The sequence below is a fragment of the Dawidia cretensis genome (genome assembly GCF_018598175.1).
GTDB lineage: Bacteria > Bacteroidota > Bacteroidia > Cytophagales > Cyclobacteriaceae > Ohtaekwangia > Ohtaekwangia cretensis.
Genome location: NZ_JAHESE010000014.1, coordinates 83,180 through 102,571 on the forward strand (window position 1 = coordinate 83,180; position 19,392 = coordinate 102,571).

Sequence of the window (19,392 nt, forward strand, 5' to 3'; positions counted from 1 at the left end):
TTGCGCGTGCAATTCTGGCGGTATACACTCTTTTTAGGTTTTCTTGTCCTCGCCCTGACGGCCGCAGGACAAGATGAGGACACAAGTCCCCGGCGCGGGTCGCGTATCATTGACGACACCACCCGGCAGGTGTACGGCCCGAAAAGCTCCCGCTATTACTATGAAGAGGACGTATTCCTCAACAAACAAACGTATCATTTGATCGATACGGCTATTCGCGGATTTTACCGCTACACCTATCTTCAGAAGAACGAGAATCTGTACCAGGACCTAGGCAATATCGGTACGGCCATGCACCCCATTTATTACCAGACGCCTGCCAGCATCGGCGTGAGCTCCGGCTTTACACAGTACGACCTTGTGTGGGACACCGAGAAGATCCGGTATTTTGATACCAAGTCGCCTTACTCCAACATGTGGGTGATGCTGGGTGGCGGCGGCCGGTCGCTCACAAAGGCCTCGTACAGCCGCAACATCAATCCGCGCTGGAACTTCGGCTTTGACTATCGCGGCCTGTTCATCGACAAACAAATTCAGAGGCAGGGCAAAGGCGACCGCCAGGTACGCGGCGTCTATTATGACTTGTATACTGCTTATCAGTCGAAAGACAGCACCTACCGGCTCTTTGCAAATTTCCAGCGCAACCGCCACCAGACAGACGAGAACGGTGGCATTGTGCACACGGACAACACCGACTATGAAGGCTACTTCCAAACCAACGTGCGAACGTACCTGACCGAAGCTGCCAGTACCGAAGTGCGCATAAACCTGCACCTGTTCCACGAGTATGAGATCGGCAAGGCATTACAGGTGTATCACGTCTTCGATCGTTTTCGCCAGGGAAATGTATTTACGGATTTGACCGACAACTTTACCCAGGATTATTATGATTACGTGACGATTGAGAATGACACGGTAGACGATCGCTCGAAGTTCAAGACAGTTCGAAATGAATTAGGTCTAAAGGGAAACCTGGCCAAGTTGTTTTACAACGGCTACTATGCCATTCGCAACTACTCGCAGACCTACAGCCTGGACACTGCCCATTGGCATCGGGGTACTGAACACTATCTTGGTGGGCGTATGGCGCTGCGGTTAGACTCGATCGGCGAACTGTCGGGCTGGGTGGAAGTATTGCAGACCGGCAACTATCGCGTCGAGGGACACCTCAAAAGCGAGTGGTTCGAAGCTTCGGTCAAACAAATGCAGTATGCGCCGTCGTTTATTCAGCAGGGCTATTTCGGCTCGCATGACGATTGGGACAACAATTCGTTTTCGAATGTAAACGTCACGGAATTTTCGGGATCCCTGCATTACAACAGCCGGGTGTTCTCTATTTCACCCGGGCTGACCTTTACGAGCCTGACTAACTACGTGTACTTTCGGAAGGATCCCAGCCTTACTGCTGTCGAGCAGCTCGTGACACCCCGTCAGAGTCAATCCGGGCAAACCTGGGTATCACCGGAGGTGCGGCTATCGCTCACGATGCTGCGGCACGTGTACCTGCGTGGACGCGCGATCTATACTACCATCCTGAAAGATGAAGACAAAGCAATCCGGGTACCCGAGCTTTTTGTAAATGGTGAACTGTCGTATGAGAACATCTTCTTCAATGGGAACCTCGATATGCAGGCCGGCGTGAATGTACACTGGAATTCTGCCTATCGGGCACTGGGGTATGATGTGCCGACGCAACAGTTTTATGTACAGAACTCGCTCAAGATCGGGAGCAACACGGACGGAATAGTTCCGTCGTTTCCCCTGGTGGAAGTTTTCTTTGCCACGCGCATCAAGCGAGGACGTATTTTCCTGAAGTACCACAATCTTGTACAGATGATTACCAAACAAGGGTATATGCCTACACCGTATTACCGCGGGCAGGGTAGTATTCTGGACTTCGGTTTTGACTGGTCTTTCTACGACTAATAGTCATTCAACGCGAGCACTCGTGGATGCAAGAGATAAATTTACCCTGGGCCTTGAGCTACCCACAGACCCCCGTTGGGTAAACATTGCCGAGAAGAACATCCGGGCCATTCTGGTCGATCATGCTTACTGCGAGCAGAAGGCGGCCTCGTCGTGTATATCGTTAATTGTGGCGTATCCCGAGAGAGATAGACTTGTCGAAGTACTAACGCCTGTAGTAGCCGAAGAGTGGAGCCACTTCGAACGCGTGATGCAGGAGCTTCGAAAGCGTGGCTATGGCCTTGACCGTCCGCGCAAAGACGTCTATGTGGAGAAGCTCTTCCAGGTGTCGCGTAAGGGTGGCAGCCGGATGGAACAGCTGTTGGAAAAGTTATTGATGAATGCCTTGATCGAAGCGCGGAGCTGCGAGCGATTCAAGTTGTTGTGGAAGCATATACCAGATCCCGCGCTGTCGGAGTTTTATTATGAGCTGATGGTTTCGGAAGCCGGGCACTATCGAAACTTCCTGCAGCTTGCGAAAGAATATATACCGGAGGACGAAGTGATGCAACGCTGGCGGGAGTTGTTACAGGAAGAAGCCCTGATCATGCAGCAACTGGATGTTCGCGACGACCGCATGCACTGAAATAGTGTGAATGTGAGCGCGGGAGCGAAGGGAAAAGGTCGATATTCCGCGTTCAGACTGCTTAAGTTTTTTGTTTTTTCTTTTTGGCTGCCGGAAACAGGATGTTATTCAGGATCAGCCGGTAGCCCGGTGAGTTGGGATGCTGGTTCAGGTCGGTCGGTTCTTCGCCCACCTGGTGCTGATAATCTTCGGGGTCGTGACCACCATAGAACGTCCAGAACCCTTTGCCCATGATACCGTGGATATACTTGGCCTCTTTAATCTCTTTGTTCTCGGCCATGACCACGACGTCGGGTTTGATCAAATCACGCTTAAAGCCCGTGGTCTGGCCAAAGAACCCCTGAATCACCTGCGTATGATTTTGTGTCAGCATGGTGGGGATAGGATCCCACTTGGCAGAGAATTCAAATAATGCGAAGTAATCATTGTCTTGCCGCAGTCCGCGCTCAGCCGGTTGGTTGTCAATGTCGGAGAACTCGTATTGATAGGGGTCGCGCACAAGCTTGAAGTCGGTAAAGGCCAGAGCGTTTTCATAGTTCAGTTTGCTTTGCGCTTGGGGGTCGGCCGGGTCGCCGTCGTACATGCGTTCACAGATGTCGACGCCGTCGGCGGCGAGGGCAATATCATACGTATCGGTGGCCGAGCACATGGCGAACAGAAAGCCGCCGCCGGTGATAAACTCTTTGATCTTTTTTACCACGGCAAGCTTGAGTTGCGATACTTTGTGAAAGCCATGTTTGCGGGCGAGGTCTTCAGCCTCTTTTTGTTGCTCGATATACCAGGGGTAGTTGTTGAACTGCGCATAGAACTTACCGTACTGGCCCGTAAAGTCTTCGTGGTGCAGGTGGATCCAATCATACTTCGGTAGTGCGCCGTTCATGACTTCATCGTCGAAGATAACATCGTAGGGGATTTCGGCATAGGTCAGCACGAGCGTAACGGCATCGTCCCACGGCTGTTTGGACTTCGGTGAATACACCGCAATGCGCGGGTATTTTTCCAACTTCATGATGTCATAGTTGAGCGCCGGGCTGGCGATCTCGGTAATAAGCTGGTTGGCCTGTGCATCGGAAATGATCTCAAACGAGACACCGCGCACCACCAATTCGTTCTGGATGGCGGGGTGATACTGGCACATAAAGCTTCCGCCGCGGTAGTTCAACAACCAGTCTACTTCCCGTTCGCTTTTCAGGATCCAATAGGCAATGCCATAAGCCTTTAGGTGGTTGGCCTGTTTCCCGTCCATGGGAATAAAGATCGAGTTCGCGGCTGCCAGGGAGATGGTCAGCACAAAGAGGGCCAGCAACGTCGCACATTTCTTCATACACGGAGCCATTATAGGGCTCTAAAGTTACCAATACCGGCAGACTTTCGCGCTACCTTTGGTAGCATTTTGGCACGGGGCAGGGGCGAGCGGATAAATTTTGTAGCGGACGGGTGTAACATTTTGGCCGCGGCGTCAACATATCATTATCAGCAAACGTTGAAACAGGCATGAATCTCCTTGAAAACATACGGGAAGGGTTACGGTCGGTACGGGCAAACCTTTTGCGTTCCATTATCACCGCCATGATCGTGATGCTTGGCATTACCGCCCTGGTAGGGGTACTGACGGCCGTGGACGGCATCGAGCAGTCCATTTTGCAGAGCCTGTCGTCGTTGGGTGCCAATACATTTGATATTTCTTCCAGGACAAACCGTGGCAACAGCGCCAACGGCCGGGCCGAAAAAGCCTATCCCGAAATACGTATGACGGAAGCGTTTGCGTTCATGGACGAATTCCGGGCATCGTCGGCTATCAGTTTGTCGGCCTGGGCAACGCGCATTGCCGAGGTAAAGCGCCTGTCGAAAAAGACCAATCCGAACGTGACCGTCATGGGCACGAACGAAGAGTATTACGCTGTCAAGAACCTGGAATTTGAGCAGGGGCGATCTCTCTCCTCCCTGGAAGTGCGCACGGGCGCCCCCGTCGCCATCGTGGGGCATAAGATCTATACAAGCCTATACGATGCTAACGCCAACGAACAAGTAACGGGCACGTACCTGACCTTTAAAGGCACGCAGTTTCGCGTGATTGGCGCGTTGAAAGAAAAAGGCGGCTTTAGCGATCCTTCTTCCAATGTTGATAACATGGTGTTTATTTCCATCGTCAAAGCCAACCAGTTGGCCGGCGACCGGGTCCTCGACTATAACCTGACCGTGTCGGTGCGCGACAAAAGCCAAATGGAATATGCCATGGGCGAGGCTACCGGCCTAATGCGTCAGATCCGCGGCGACAGGGTGGGACAGGAGGATTCATTCGAGCTGGAGCGCAGCGAAGCGCTGGATGAGCTCGGAGACCTAACGGCCATGGCCCAGGTGTTTGGGTTTATTGTCGGCACGGTAACGTTGCTGGGCGCCTCCATTGCCCTGATGAATATCATGCTGGTGTCAGTGACCGAACGCACACGCGAGATCGGGGTGCGGAAAGCGCTCGGCGCAACGCCGCTACGCATCAAGCAACAGTTTGTGATCGAAGCCATTGTTGTCTGTATGTTGGGTGGTATAGCCGGGGTGATTCTGGGGATCGTATTGGGAAATCTGGGTTCCAAGCTATTGGGGAATGATACATTCATCATTCCATGGCTTTGGATGATCGTGGGCTTTGTGGTCTGTGTGCTAGTAGGGTTGGTATCAGGTTACTACCCGGCCCGGAAAGCTTCGAGGCTGGATCCGATCGAGTCGCTGCGGTTTGAATAACGGCCGCTTTTCTGCGTCAGCGCTGGCAAAAGGGGAAAAAGTTATGCTTTTACCCTTATATTTACGGCCTTAAAAAAGCGACTAAATTTAAAGATGATGCGATTTTGGCCGTTGCTGGGTGTTTCCCTGTTGATTTTTGGCGCCTGTGTTCCAAATAAGAAACTTGTTTATCTGCAAAAGGATGATCTGAAGCGGCGAAAAGAGATCCCCAAAGACACCGTTCTACGCTCCCACACGCTCAATATTCGGGAGTACCGAATCCAACCACTTGACATTCTTAGCATTACCTTCGAGACGCTCTCTAAGGAAGGCGATGAGTCTGACTTTTTACAAAAACTTTCGACACGCACTAGTAGTGGCGGCTCGGGTGGCGGTGGCGGCTCGGGTGGAGCGACGAACGGTATCGTCGTCAATACGGAGGGCGAGATCGACTATGCCGTTTTAGGCAAGATCAAGGTATCGGGACTGACACTGTTTGAAGCAAAGGATTCGATCGAAAAAGTTGCTTCTCAATATGTGCCGGATGTCGTGGCGCGTGTGCGTATGATGAATTTCCGCTTTACGATATTGGGTGAAGTTAACGGCGAGAATACGGTTGTCTCGGGCAATACCCGGTTGACAATGATGGAGGCGATCGGCCTTTCCGGTGGCTTGTCAGAACTTGCGGACCGAAGCCACGTGAAAGTGTTGCGCCAGAAGGGAAGCGAGGTCGAAGTGTTTTATGTCGACCTCCTGAAGGAGGAATATGTTGAGTCGCCATACTATTACGTGCAGCAAAACGATGTTATCATCGTACCACCGCTGAAGCAGCGTCCATTCCGCAAATATTTTGTGGGCAACCTGGGCGTCATTACAACGGTCATATCCTTTGGTCTGTTTATCATAACTTTGTCCCGATAAGCTTTGAGCGCGTCTACAGCAATACCTGAATTTCCGGATGAACAGAAGAGTCGTAGCCAGGGCGGCGTACAGATAAATTTAAAGCGGGTGCTCGACCGGGCGCTACGTTTTTGGTATCTTATTGTCATCTCGCTGGCCATTGCTATTACGATTGCGCATCTCACGAACCGGTACAGCACCAGCATCTATCCCGTGAAGGCTTCGATCATCATTCGCGAAAGCGAAGAAAATGCCGGCGCCAAGTTTTTATACAACAATGAGCTGTTGTCGCCGTACCGGAATTTTTACAACGAAATCTATATTATGAAGTCGTACCCGCTGCTGCAGGAAGTGGTGGAGAGCCTGGGCTTCCATGTTTCGTTGTACCGTGAGGGTGACATCAAAACGACGGAATATTATAACCACGATTTTCCCGTGGAGTTCCGGGTGTTGCCTACGGGCAAAAGTGCCAACGGGCGGTCATTCTACTTCAAGGCAACGGGTGACAATACTTACAGCCTGGAGTATATGGCGTCGAATGACGATGACCGAAAACAACACCCTTCGTTGTCGTTTAACGACAGCGTGCAGGTAGAAGGCTTTCGCGTATTTGTGCGCAAGAAGGGGGACATTTCAGAGATCAGGAATCAGACGTTTGTGATACGATTCAACGATCCGCTGGTACTGGCCAAGTCGTATTCTTCGCGCTTGAAAATCAATTGGGCGATGCAGGGCGCCTCGGTAGTGGATCTGGAGGTAAACGGTCCCGTGCCACGAAAGGAGATCGACTTCCTGACACGCTTTATTGAGCGTTACCAAAATTACGATATCGAGAAAAAAAACAACATGGCGTCGCGCGCCATCAAGTTCCTGGATCATCAACTTGTTGTCATCGGCGACTCGCTGGATTATTTCGAAGATCAGGTAGAGGGTTTTAAGCGGCGTAATATCATTACAGAGCTACAGGGGGAGACCAATCGGCTTTACGAGAAGCTAACAGGTTTTGAGGATCAGAAATTCCAGTATCGTCTCATCGACAACTACTATAATTACATCACACGTCTTTTGCAATCGGATCAGTTCGACGGCATTTTCACCCCGGCTAGTGTTGGGATTACCGATCCGGTCATTTCTGGACTGGTTACACGCCTGATCGAGGCCCGTACGCAGTTGCACATGTCGCAGGGCTCCGAAAAGCGAGGTGCGCTGAAGTATCAGGAGGTACCGGGGTACCAGAGCATTGTGCGTGAAATCGCCCAGATCAAATCTAACATCATCGAGACGATCGAGAATAGCCGAAAGACACAAAAAATAAACGTAGCGTTTATAGACGATCAGATTGCCCTGGTGGAAAAGCAACTGTCTAAGTTGCCCAGCACGGAGCGCGAGCTGGTGCAGATCCAGCGTAATTACTCGCTGCGGGAAAATCTCTATGTGTACCTGCTGCAGAAACGTACCGAGGCAGGCCTGTCTATGGCCTCGACTACGTCTGACATTGTGGTGGTGAATCCTCCGATGGCGGGTGGCGCGATCTCGCCCAAGCCTTCGCAGAATTATACCTTTGGCCTGGCCGCAGGCTTGCTGCTGCCAATACTGATTTTTGTGTTGCTGGAGCTGCTCAACAACCGTATTCAATCGAAGGAGGACATCGAGAAGTCGACGGACGTGCCGGTCATTGGCGGAGTAGGACACAATCCGGCGGAAGACCGCCTGGTAGTGGCCAACAAGCCGCGCTCGGCGATGGCCGAATCGTTCCGGGCACTTCGATCGAACCTCAATTACTTCACGGGCAACAAAGAGCGACAGGTGTTCATGGTAACGTCTTCCATACCGGGGGAGGGTAAGTCGTTTACCGCGCTCAACCTGGCCTCGGTCTATGCCCTTGCCGGTAAGCGGACGGTATTAGTGGGTGCAGATTTGCGTAAACCGAAGTTGTTCGACGAGCTAGGCCTACTGAATACGGTAGGGCTAAGTCAATACCTGTCGGGCATGAGCTCGCTGGAAGACGTTACGCAGACCAGCAACATCGACAACCTCTATCTGATCGCGGGCGGCCCGATGCCGCCGAACCCGAGCGAATTGCTGTTGCGTACCGCGATGGAAGACCTGATCGGCAAACTGCGCCAGGAATACGACTTCATCATTCTCGACACGCCGCCGCTGAGCTATGTGACAGACGCCTTCGTGTTGTCCAAGTATGCCGACCACACCTTGTTTGTTGTACGCCAGAATTATACTCCGATGCAGGCCCTGTATGCCCTGAACGAGTATTACCTGACCGGCAAGCTGCTCAACATCAGCGTGCTCTTTAACGACCTGCGGAAAAGCGGTCTGGGTTACGGTTACGGCGGCGGCTATGGGTATGGCTACGGCTACGGTTACGGGTATGGCAGCTATGGGTATGGCTACGGCAACAAGAAGAAGAAGGGCAAGGATCACGGCTATTATCACGAATAGCGATAATCTTCGCTTTGCATAATCGAATAGTGTCACATTACTGAGCATATGCTGTTTAACTCACTCGAATTTGCTGTCTTTCTCTTAGTGGTGTACGCCCTGTATTGGGTGTTGCGCGAGCGGCGACTGCAAAATAATCTGCTTTGGATTGTCAGTTATGTTTTCTATGCATGGTGGGACTGGCGTTTTTTGTTCCTGCTGATGCTGTCTACGCTTATCGACTATAGCTTTGGCCTGTGGATCCATAACTCTCAGAACCGCAAGAAGCTGTTTCTGTGGCTCAGTATTTTTAACAACCTGGCCGTTCTGTTCTTCTTCAAGTACTTCAATTTCTTTTCCGATTCTGCGCGCATACTGCTGGACACCTTCGGCTTCCATATGAACCCCGTTTTACTGGAAGTCTTGTTGCCGGTAGGGATATCGTTCTACACATTCCACGGCATGTCGTATGTCATCGATATTTACCGGGGACAGGCTACGCCGATCAAGAGCTTTGTAGATTACTCCTTGTTCGTGAGTTTCTTTCCGTTGCTGGTGGCGGGGCCTATCGAGCGAGCCACGCATTTGCTGCCACAGATTACACGCGACCGGTCGTTTAATTATAACCAATCGGTCGACGGCCTGCGCCTGATTCTCTGGGGCCTTTTCAAGAAAGTGGTGATTGCAGACAACTGCGCGCTGGTGGTGAACGAGGTGTTTAATCACTACGGAACGGCCACGGGGTCGGAGCTCATTATCGGAACGGTCTTTTTCGCGTTCCAGATTTACGGTGACTTTTCGGGGTATTCGGATATCGCCATCGGCACGGCCAAGTTGTTTGGTATCGAGCTGCTGGTAAATTTCCGGACGCCCTACTTTGCGCGCGACATTGCCGAGTTCTGGCGTCGGTGGCACATTTCCCTCACCACATGGTTTCGCGACTACATTTATATTCCATTGGGTGGCAGTAAGGTTAGCCGTATGAAGGCCGTGCGAAACACCATGATCGTATTTTTGGTGAGCGGCTTCTGGCACGGGGCAAACTGGACGTTTATTGTGTGGGGAGCGCTGAACGGATTATATTTTCTACCCCTGCTATTGACCGGCAACAACCGCCGCAATACAGATACCATCGCTGCGGGACGACTGTTACCGTCGCCCCGTGAACTGTTCCAGGTGATGACGACATTCGCCCTGACATGTTTTGCGTGGATATTCTTCCGGTCCGCGGACATGACGCAGGCCGTGGGGTACATCCAGGGTATTTTCACGCATCCATTCTGGGGACTGCATGTCACCAGGATCGATACGCGACTGGTGGGCATTCTGGGACTTTTTGTGGTGCTGGAGTGGCTCTTCCGAAACGGCTTGCCGGAATTCCTGCAGCGGATGAACGCAGTGACGCGGTTTGCGTTGTACTATGGCCTGGTGCTGCTGGTTATTTTGTTCGGGGCGTTTGGTAGTGAGGAATTTATCTATTTCCAATTCTGATGAAATCGTTCATTTTCAAGACTTTGCTGTATGCACTGCCGATCGCGCTGTTTTTGCTGGTACCCTATGCCGTGCTGGAGATTTCGGGAGAGCTGGACGACTTTTCAAAAGAGAGTCTGGCACCCGGCGAAATTCTCGGCCTTGCCTACAGCGACCAGGCGCGCGATTACAAACTGCAGCAGATTCTGCACCGCAAGCCTGAAGTACTGGCGCTGGGTACATCGCGCATCATGCAGGTACGGGAGTTTTTCTTTCAGTCAAACGTACGGTTTTTCAATGGCGGAGGGGTAATTGCCAACATCGGCGACCTGGCGTGCCTGAGCGATGAATTCAAGCGGAACGACTACCACCCTGCGTTCATTTTGCTGTCGCTGGACCAGAACTTCTTCAATGCCAACTGGGACGACATGCGTCGGCCATGTCACTACAACCGCACCCGTCGTGCGACGGAGCTCTTCACCAGCTCGCTTAAGAAAGTTTATACTGACCTTTACGACCATAAAATCGACCTGGGTAAGGTGTTCCATACGCCCGGACATGTGGGGCTAAACGCTATCATGAACGGCAACGGCTTTCGCTACGACGGCAGCTACCGATATGGTAAAACCGTTGAAAAGGTATTTCGTGGCGATACTGTTTCGTTTGTCGATGTTGAAAAACGAATTAAACGGGGAATTAACAAATTTGAATGGTGTTACCAGGTGAACCCGGAAGCGATCAATGTATTGCTGCGATTCGTAACGTATTGTGAGCAGAACGATATTGGCCTGGTGATGTTTTTCCCGCCGTACCCGGACCAGGTATACCAACAGATGGTGACCTCCGGCAAGTACGATTACCTATCGAAGTTGGATTCTGCCATGGAGCACCATCATTTGCGGGTGCATAATTTTTCTTCGCTCAAGCGCCTTGACGCGACGGACCGCGAGGCGGTGGATGGTTTTCACGGGTCGGAGGTGGCTTACCTGCGACTGGTGCAGGCATTGTGTGCGCGTGGCGAACACACGCTGGAGAAATACATAGATAAAAGCCGGTTTGGGTTGCTGAATGCACCTGCCAGCCCGGTGGAACTAATAAGGAAGAAGTGACATGAAGCTAAAGTTTAATAATAATTTTTTAGGATACTTTTCTTTTTATTACAGCGTACTGGGTAATAGGCTGATCCTGAACCTGGTGCTAAGCGTTTTCATCAGTTTTCTGGACGGTATTGGCCTGGCGATGTTTATGCCGCTGCTACAAGCGGTAGGCGACGGCCAACGTATGAGCGCCTCGCAGGAAGAAACGATGGGCGGACTACATTACCTGACCGACGCTATCACCGGGCTGGGCTTCAACATCACTGTTGATACGGTGCTGGCCGTGCTGGTGATCGTGTTCGTGATCAAAGGTGGGTTGAAGTTCGTACAGCTCAAGTACCAGGTACATATCCGGCATACGTTTATGCGCACGGTGCGCTACCGCCTGGTGGACGATCTGCAGCATCTCAGTTATCGGGGCTTCCTGAGTCTCGATGCCGGCCGCGTACACAATACGCTTACCAGCGAGGTGCAGCGCCTGTACCAGGGGATGAATAACTATTTCAATGCGGCCCAGTCGGTCGTCATGCTCGGCACGTATGTGCTGCTGGCATTCATGGCCAACTATCAGTTCGCCTTCCTGGTGGCCATCGGCGCCGGCTTGTCGAACTTCCTGTATCGCAAGATCTACAACTCGACCAAGCGCATTTCGCTTGAAATATCCCGCAAAGGAAACAACTTCAACAGCTTCCTGGTGCAGGCGGTTTTTAACTTCAAGTACCTGAAATCGACTAACTACTTCGCAGTATTCGCGCAGAAGCTCAAAGACGTGATCCGCGAGTCGGAGTTACTGTCGCGAAAAACGGGTACTTACAGCTCGATCACCAACAGTATCAAGGAGCCGATCATCATTGTGATCGTCGTGCTCGTCATCCAGGCCCAGCTGAAGCTGATGGGGGCCAACCTGTCTACGATCCTGCTGAGCTTGTTGCTGTTCTACAGGTCGCTTACCTACCTGATGGTGATTCAGAATCACTGGCAGTACTTCATTCAGAATACCGGTTCGATGAATTCGGTGGCAACGCTGCTGACAGAAATGGAAAGCATGCAGGAGGTGCAAATGCCGACGGCCGCGCCGACGATCCAGCAAGGCATCTCCATTCGCGACGTGTCGTTCTCCTACGGCGCCAACGCCGTATTGCAGCATATCGATCTCCAGATTCCCAGAAACCATACCATCGCGCTGGTGGGCGAGAGCGGTTCGGGTAAAACTACACTGGCGAACATGATTGCCGGTTTGATCAAACCCGATACGGGCGAGATTCAACTGGACGGCACGTCGTTGCAGCAATACAACCTGGACAGCTTCCGCAGCAAGATCGGGTATATCTCGCAAGAGCCGGTGATCTTTAACGACAACATCTATAACAACGTCACGTTCTGGGCGGAGCCGACGGAGGCCAACGTTTCGCGCTTCTGGCAGATTATCGAGCTGGCTTCGCTGACGGCCTTCCTGACGAGCCTGCCCGAAAAGGAAAAGACCAACCTGGGCGACAACGGTATCCTGATATCCGGTGGCCAGAAACAGCGCATCTCCATTGCGCGCGAATTGTATAAGGCGGCCGAGGTGCTTCTTCTCGACGAGGCGACGTCGGCGCTGGACTCGGAAACCGAGAAGATTATCCAGAGCAACATCGAAATGCTCCACGGGCGGTATACCATCGTAATCATTGCGCACCGTCTGTCGACGATTAAGAATGCCGACGCAATCTACCTGCTGGAGAAAGGCAAGGTTGCCGCGTCGGGAAGCTTCTCGGAAATGCTGGAGCGGTCGGCGCGCTTTAAGCGCATGGTCGAATTACAAGAGTTTTAATTACGTAAAATATATAAATAACTATATGCATCCTTTCTTTGAAATCCAGGGCCGGAAAATCGGATATGACTATGATCCTGTGGTTATTGCAGAAATAGGTATCAACCACGAGGGGTCGCTGCAGACCGCATTCGAAATGGTCGATGCGGCCCACCGTGCGGGCGCGGAGATCATTAAACACCAGACTCACATCGTTGAAGACGAGATGTCGGGCGATGCAAAAAAAGTTATTCCCGGTAACGCGGATGTCTCTATTTATGAAATCATGAAGCGTTGTGCGCTGAATGAAGCAGACGAGCGCAAGCTGATGGAATACGTGCAGTCGAAGGGTATGATCTTTATCAGCACGCCTTTTTCACGTGCGGCGGCTGAACGCCTGCAGAAGTTCAATGTGCCCGCCTATAAAATCGGTTCGGGAGAATGTAACAACTATCCGCTGCTGGAGCATATCGCGCAGTTTGGAAAGCCCATCATCCTGAGCACCGGTATGAACGGTATTGACAGCATTCGCAAGGCAGTTGCGATTTTCCGCAAGCACAAGGTGCCCTTCGCGTTACTGCACTGCACCAACATTTATCCCACGCCGCCGCACCTGGTGCGTCTGGGCGCAATGGATCAACTGGCGAAAGAGTTTCCCGACGCGGTGGTAGGGCTTTCCGATCACACGATTAATAACCTCGCGTGTCTCGGGGCGGTAGCGCTGGGCGCTTCCGTGCTGGAGCGTCACTTTACTGACCGCATGGACCGGCCCGGCCCGGACATCGTTTGCTCGATGGACCCAAAGGCGATGTCTGAGCTTATCGAGGGTGCAAAGATGCTCAAGCAGGAGCGGGGCGGCGAGAAATCGTTTGTGAAGGAAGAGCAGCCTACCATCGACTTTGCATATGCTTCTGTCGTGTCGATCAGCGGAATCAAGAAAGGAGATGTTCTGACCAAAGATAACATTTGGGTGAAACGTCCCGGCACGGGCGAAATCCTGGCAGAGCACTATGAGAATTTGCTTGGTAAAACTGTCAAGAACGACGTCGCCAACGACGTACACCTGAAGTGGAGTGACCTGGATTAATTGTCATGACTAAAAAAAGAATCCTGTTTATTACGGGTACCCGTGCGGACTTCGGGAAGCTCAAGCCGTTGATCAAGGCCGTGCAAGATCACCGTGATTACGATTATATGATCTTCGGAACAGGCATGCACATGCTGTCGAAGTATGGTAATACCATTACCGAGATCAAGCGTGCAGGTTTTGATAACCTGTTCATGTACGTGAACCAGATGGAGGGCGAGTCGATGGAGATCGTGCTGGCCAACACCATTACGGGACTTACGCGGTTTCTGCAAGAGTATCGCATGGACCTGATCGTGATCCACGGCGACCGTATCGAAGCCCTGGCGGGCGCCATCGTCGGTGCCTTGCGTAATACGCTGGTGGCACACGTCGAAGGCGGCGAGGTTTCCGGCACGATCGATGATCTGCTTCGTCACGCCACCTCGAAACTGTCGCACATGCACTTTGTGGCCAGTACGTCTGCAGAGAAACGCCTGCAGCAGTTGGGCGAGAACGAAGGCAGCATATTCCGCATCGGTTCGCCCGACGTAGATATCATGCTGTCGGACACACTGCCGTCGCTGGCGGATGCTAAAAAACGGTACGATATCTCGTTCGACGACTACGCCATCGCGATGCTACACCCCGTCACAACGGAGGTTGACAAGCAGTTCGACAATGCAGTAGTCTTTGCCGATGCTCTGCTGGCAAGCGAACGGAACTATATCCTGATCTATCCCAACAATGACCTGGGGTCGACCGAAATTTTCCGCGCATACGAACGCCTCAAGAACCAGCCGCGCATTAAGATTTTCCCGTCACTGCGGTTCGAATATTTCCTGACGTTGCTGGGACACACCGACTTTATCATCGGTAACTCCAGCGCCGGCATTCACGAGGCGCCTGTATACGGTGTACCCACCGTCAACGTCGGCACGCGGCAGAACAACCGCCTGCAATATGAGTCTATCTTTAACGTGGTAGACTTCGACAAGGCCGCCATCCTGGAGACCATTGCCCGGGCATCGGCAAAGAGACGTTTCCCGCCGTGCGGCCACTACGGTGACGGTAACAGCGCCGAAAAATTCCGGAAAGTGATCGAGTCGGGCGAGTTTTGGCAGACGTCGAAGCAAAAGAAATTCCGCGACCTGTAACCCTAGCGTGCGTGTATAGAGATAAGAAATTTCTGGCGCTGATCACGGCGCGGGGAGGCTCGAAGGGAATCCCGGGAAAGAACATTGCCGATCTGGGTGGTAAGCCTCTGCTGGCGTGGACCATCGAAGCGGGACTTGGCAGCCGGTATATCGATCGGCTGATCTTGTCGAGCGACGACGAAGCCATCATGTCGGTAGCGCGTCAATACGGCTGTGACGTACCGTTTGTCCGGCCTGCTGCGCTGGCGCAAGACGGCAGCTCGAGCATGGATGTGATCATGCATGCCCTGGATCAACTCGAAGAGCGTTACGACTACCTGGTGTTGTTACAACCCACGTCGCCCTTCCGCCATGCGGCGCACATTGACCGCATGATCGAGTACACGCTGGACCAACAAGCTCGCATGGTGGTTTCGGTTTCGAAGACGCGCAAGAGCCCCACGTTATTGTTTTATAAAAACAACGACGATACCATGGTGCCGGTCGTGACAAGCGACAACAGCCACCGCCGGCAGGACGCCAAACCTGCTTACGAATACAATGGTGCGATCTATATCTCGACGGTGGACTATATCCGCGAGGTACGCTCGTATAAAACTCCCGAAGTGCTCGGGTTTGAACTGACCGGCTTCAACGATATCGACATCGACGAGCCGGGAGACTTGCTGTATGCCCGCTTCATTGCGGATAATAATTTGTACTGATGAAAATACTTCATTTAGCATCCCACTATGGCAACATCGGCGACAACGCCAGCCACATGGGATTCCGGAATATACTAACGGCTCTGGGAGCAGGTACCTGGCAGATCGACAAGCTCGAGATACGCCGGTTTTACAACAACTATTCCCTGCCCGATAAGTGTCGGTTTGATGCCGACTTCGCCGCCCACGTAAATACCTACGACGCGTTTGTTATTGGCGGCGGTGGCTTTTTGGATTTCTGGGTGGAAAACAGCATTACGGGCACTACCCTGAATATTTCGCCGGAGGTATTGGATTTGATCCGGGTGCCGCTCATCATCACCAGCGTGGGCTGTATGCCGCACAAAGTGGTGCCAGATGGCAACATCGAGAAATTCAGACGCTTCCTGGACCAGTTGCTGGCAAAGCCGAACGCCTATGTGGCTGTCCGGAACGATGGCTCGAAAGACACCTTGCGGGAGTTTATCGGTACACAGTATCACGACGCGATACCCGAGATATTGGACCACGGGTTCTTTTACGAAAACGACGGCAGTCTCTACCGCGCATCCGAAAGACCTTATATCCTGATCAACACGACCGCCGACCAGGTACACATGGAAAACCGAAATCTCGGTAAGATCGACGAAGGCGCCTACGTGCGGGAGATGGGTACGGCGGTGAATCGCCTGATTGCAGATACCGAGCTGGACATAGCCTTCGCCCCCCATATTTACAGCGACTACAAGGCGATCGATGCGATCCTGAAGCACGTAAACGACTTTCATATTCGCACACGGGTTGCCGTGGCGCCGTTCGCGCAGGGCGACTTCGGGTGTAACCAGATTTATGCCGCCTATAAAAACAGCGCGGTGGTGGCGGGCATGCGTTTCCATGCCAATGTGTGCAGCATCGCGCTGGGTGTGAAGAGCATCGGCCTGGCGGCATTAGACCGCGTACAGAACATGTACGACAGCCTGGGATACTACAAGGCGGTGGTTCGGGTCGATCAACCGTTTGCAGATGACCTGGTGACCACCGTGCAGCGAAAGTTGCAGGAACCGACGCCGGCAGGGCATGATGTTTTAGGACAACGGAAGCGTGAAACGCTCGCCTTCTATCAATCGATATTCTCTCAATTATTTTAACTACTTCATTCTCCGATGAATCTGCTATTTCCGGTAGAGACCCTGAACAGGGAAATTGATTTTCGCATTACGTTGGCTGCAAAGCTGGCAGAAAAGGACCGCTCTATCTTTGTGGGGCAGTACCAGTTCCTGCAGCGCCTCATTCCGCATTTCAAGAACGGCATTTACGCAGGAAAGAACATTTTTGCCAAGCGCTCGGATGTGGATTCCTATCAGGGTTATTACCGGTTGAAGAAAAAAGGTTTCGATATCGTATACCTGCACGAAGAAGGCGCCGTGTTCAGCGGCACGGAGAAAGACTGGCAGGACAAGTTGTCGTCGCAATACAACATCGACGTTTTCGATGAAAACGACCGGGTATGTGTCTGGGGCGATTTTCAGGGCGATTACGATCGAGGACGTATCAAGAATAAGAATGTACCAGTCGTTACGACAGGCCATCCGCGGTTTGAGCTTTACAAGAAATATAGATTTCTGTATGACGAAGACGTGCGCAAAATCAAGGAACGTTTCGGCGAGTACGTATTGATAAATGGTAACTACGGCCGTGCCAACCACGGCGGCGGACTTTCGTATTTCTTTTCCGACAAAGGAAACTACATTGTAAACGACCCCGTCAAGCGTTTACAAAAGATTGACTATTATGTGGGATCGGCTATTCAGCTTTCCAAAATGGTAGAACTGGTCCACCACATGGCGGTTCGCTACCCACACATAAATTTTGTGTACCGGCCGCACCCGGTCGAAAATCATAGCTACTACCACACGGTCTTTAAGGGCGTGCCCAATATCCATACCGTGTATGAAGGATCTGTCGGCCCCTGGATTCTCGGCTCGTCGGCCATTTTACACGATGGTTGTACGACTGCCATCGAGGCTCAGTTGTCGGGTATACCCGTGATCAACTACAAGCCTATCTATGCCGAGTCGAATAGCAACTACTTGCCCAACCAAATGGGACGGCGGGCGCAGACAATCGACGAAGTCGCGGCCCTGCTCGAAGAAGCTTTCCGCGATAAGGCGGCTTTCTCGGCGGGATTTGTACTACCCGAAAAGGCGGTGCGATTGATGGAGAACTTCCGGTCCGATGCATTTGACAGACTGACCGACGTTATCGAAGAACGTGTTGCGCATTCCACAAAGACTGATTTCAGTGTGCCGGGGAACAACGTCATCCGCAAGGCGTTTTTGCGACGCGAAGCCAAGCTGCAGGGCAGTAAGTTTTATAACAAGATGCTGGGCCGCAAGGAGGGGAGTTTCCGCCTGGCGGAGCAGAAGTTCCAGGGCTTCGATAAAGTATATATCCAGGATAAGATTGCCATGCTGGAGAAGGTTCTGCAGAAAAAGATCCATGTGCAGTTTTACAACAAATACTTGATTCGTATCGGTCTTAAATGATCGTTTCTGAAACTATAGACATGCAACCTTTTTTTTCAGTCGTCATACCGGTTTACAACAAGGCTGCGTACCTCCGTACCACAGTTGCGTCGGTGCTGGCCCAAACATTCCAGTCGTTTGAGTTATTGCTGGTTGTCGACAAATCAACCGACGACTCACAGGCAATAGCCATGGGCTTTACCGACCCGCGCATTACAGTGTACAACCGTGACACGCCGGGACCGGGTGGTTATGCTGCGCGTAATCTGGGGATTGAAAAGGCGAACACCGGGTGGGTAGCGTTTCTGGATGCCGACGACGTGTGGATGCCCCAGTTTCTGCAGCGGGTATATGATGCTATCGCAGCGCATGGGGATATCTCGTTGTTTTGTTCGGGTTTCCTGGTGGGCAGCGAGCAAAAAAGCCGTCCGCATATGTACTACCGAAAGTTTGAGACCGAGGGAAGTCACGTATTTGACTTGCAGCGGTTTCTGCTGCATAAGCCCATTCATACCTCCAGCGTCGTGATACGTCGTGACCTGTTGGTATCGTCGGGCGGATTTCCTGCCGGGCGTTTCAAGCGCGGTGGCGACAGCGAGACCTGGTTGCGTCTGATGTACACTTGCCAACGTGGCTTTTGGATTTGCTACCTGGGGGAGCGTTACGACAATCGGGTGGCCGACAGTGTGATAAACGCTAACAAACATTACTTGGAAGACCACCCTGTGCGCCAGTTGGTGCAACAGCTCTTGCCAACGGTACACGACAAAGGAATGCGGCGCGCATTAAAGCGCCATTCCAACTCTTTTATGTTTCCGAGCCTGCGCGCCCTGGGGCGCCAGCATACCCTTTCGCCCCGTCATTTCGGGGCGTTGTACTACGACCGCACACTGTGGCGGAGTAGTGTTGTGGGCATGTTCCTCTTGTCACTGGCGCCGGGCGCCGTGCAGCGGATATTTATAAATGCTTTAAAAAAATGACCTTATTCTGTGAATAT

Annotated in this window: 15 protein-coding genes; 14 read left to right on the forward strand and 1 reads right to left on the reverse strand. The window is 52.2% G+C overall.

The window, feature by feature from the left end; all coding sequences use genetic code 11:
* Nucleotides 1–6: 6 nt before the first annotated feature.
* Entirely contained in the window at nt 7–1,926 is a 1,920-nt protein-coding gene (locus KK062_RS15100) for a putative porin (RefSeq protein ID WP_254085150.1), read from the forward strand.
* 22 nt (nt 1,927–1,948) lie between these two features.
* Nucleotides 1,949–2,551, forward strand: coding sequence for a MiaE family protein (locus tag KK062_RS15105; RefSeq protein ID WP_254085151.1), 603 nt, complete (start codon nt 1,949–1,951; stop codon nt 2,549–2,551).
* A gap of 61 nt (nt 2,552–2,612) precedes the next feature.
* On the opposite strand, the gene KK062_RS15110 is transcribed toward KK062_RS15105, so the two are convergent.
* Nucleotides 2,613–3,875: an asparagine synthetase B gene (locus KK062_RS15110; protein WP_254085152.1), complete on the reverse strand. Its 1,263-nt coding sequence runs from the start codon at nt 3,873–3,875 to the stop codon at nt 2,613–2,615.
* 170 nt (nt 3,876–4,045) lie between these two features.
* On the opposite strand from KK062_RS15110, the gene KK062_RS15115 reads away from it, so the two are divergent.
* The 12 genes from KK062_RS15115 to KK062_RS15170 all read left to right on the forward strand — a co-directional run bounded on the left by KK062_RS15115 (nt 4,046) and on the right by KK062_RS15170 (nt 19,375).
* Nucleotides 4,046–5,290: an ABC transporter permease gene (locus tag KK062_RS15115; protein ID WP_254085153.1), complete on the forward strand. Its 1,245-nt coding sequence runs from the start codon at nt 4,046–4,048 to the stop codon at nt 5,288–5,290.
* A gap of 93 nt (nt 5,291–5,383) precedes the next feature.
* Nucleotides 5,384–6,190, forward strand: coding sequence for a polysaccharide biosynthesis/export family protein (locus KK062_RS15120; RefSeq protein WP_254085154.1), 807 nt, complete (start codon nt 5,384–5,386; stop codon nt 6,188–6,190).
* A gap of 3 nt (nt 6,191–6,193) precedes the next feature.
* Nucleotides 6,194–8,626 carry a polysaccharide biosynthesis tyrosine autokinase gene (locus KK062_RS15125; RefSeq protein WP_254085155.1) on the forward strand — a complete coding sequence of 811 codons (2,433 nt, stop codon included), beginning with the start codon at nt 6,194–6,196 and terminating at the stop codon, nt 8,624–8,626.
* Nucleotides 8,627–8,674: 48 nt separating this feature from the next.
* On the forward strand, nt 8,675–10,096 hold the full coding sequence (locus tag KK062_RS15130) for an MBOAT family O-acyltransferase (RefSeq protein ID WP_254085156.1): 1,422 nt from the start codon (nt 8,675–8,677) through the stop codon (nt 10,094–10,096).
* Nucleotides 10,096–11,184 (forward strand): hypothetical protein, encoded by a 1,089-nt coding sequence (locus KK062_RS15135; protein WP_254085157.1) that lies wholly within the window; start codon nt 10,096–10,098, stop codon nt 11,182–11,184. Before KK062_RS15130 ends, KK062_RS15135 begins: the two co-directional genes overlap by 1 nt.
* A gap of 1 nt (nt 11,185) precedes the next feature.
* The gene (locus KK062_RS15140; protein ID WP_254085158.1) at nt 11,186–12,985 is read left to right on the forward strand and encodes an ABC transporter ATP-binding protein; all 1,800 of its coding nucleotides are present in this window, start codon (nt 11,186–11,188) and stop codon (nt 12,983–12,985) included.
* A 25-nt stretch (nt 12,986–13,010) separates the two neighbouring features.
* Nucleotides 13,011–14,051, forward strand: a complete 1,041-nt coding sequence (gene neuB, locus KK062_RS15145) for an N-acetylneuraminate synthase (RefSeq protein ID WP_254085159.1) — start codon at nt 13,011–13,013, stop codon at nt 14,049–14,051.
* A 5-nt stretch (nt 14,052–14,056) separates the two neighbouring features.
* A complete protein-coding gene (gene neuC / locus KK062_RS15150) occupies nt 14,057–15,187 on the forward strand; it encodes a UDP-N-acetylglucosamine 2-epimerase (protein WP_254085160.1) in 1,131 nt (376 codons plus the stop codon).
* Nucleotides 15,188–15,198: 11 nt separating this feature from the next.
* Nucleotides 15,199–15,891, forward strand: a complete 693-nt coding sequence (locus KK062_RS15155; RefSeq protein ID WP_254085161.1) for an acylneuraminate cytidylyltransferase family protein — start codon at nt 15,199–15,201, stop codon at nt 15,889–15,891.
* Complete coding sequence (locus KK062_RS15160; protein ID WP_254085162.1) at nt 15,891–17,018, forward strand: polysaccharide pyruvyl transferase family protein; 1,128 nt, start codon at nt 15,891–15,893, stop codon at nt 17,016–17,018. Before KK062_RS15155 ends, KK062_RS15160 begins: the two co-directional genes overlap by 1 nt.
* A gap of 15 nt (nt 17,019–17,033) precedes the next feature.
* Nucleotides 17,034–18,416 (forward strand): surface carbohydrate biosynthesis protein, encoded by a 1,383-nt coding sequence (locus tag KK062_RS15165; RefSeq protein WP_254085163.1) that lies wholly within the window; start codon nt 17,034–17,036, stop codon nt 18,414–18,416.
* Between the two features lie 20 nt (nt 18,417–18,436).
* On the forward strand, nt 18,437–19,375 hold the full coding sequence (locus tag KK062_RS15170) for a glycosyltransferase family 2 protein (protein WP_254085164.1): 939 nt from the start codon (nt 18,437–18,439) through the stop codon (nt 19,373–19,375).
* Nucleotides 19,376–19,392: the final 17 nt, after the last annotated feature.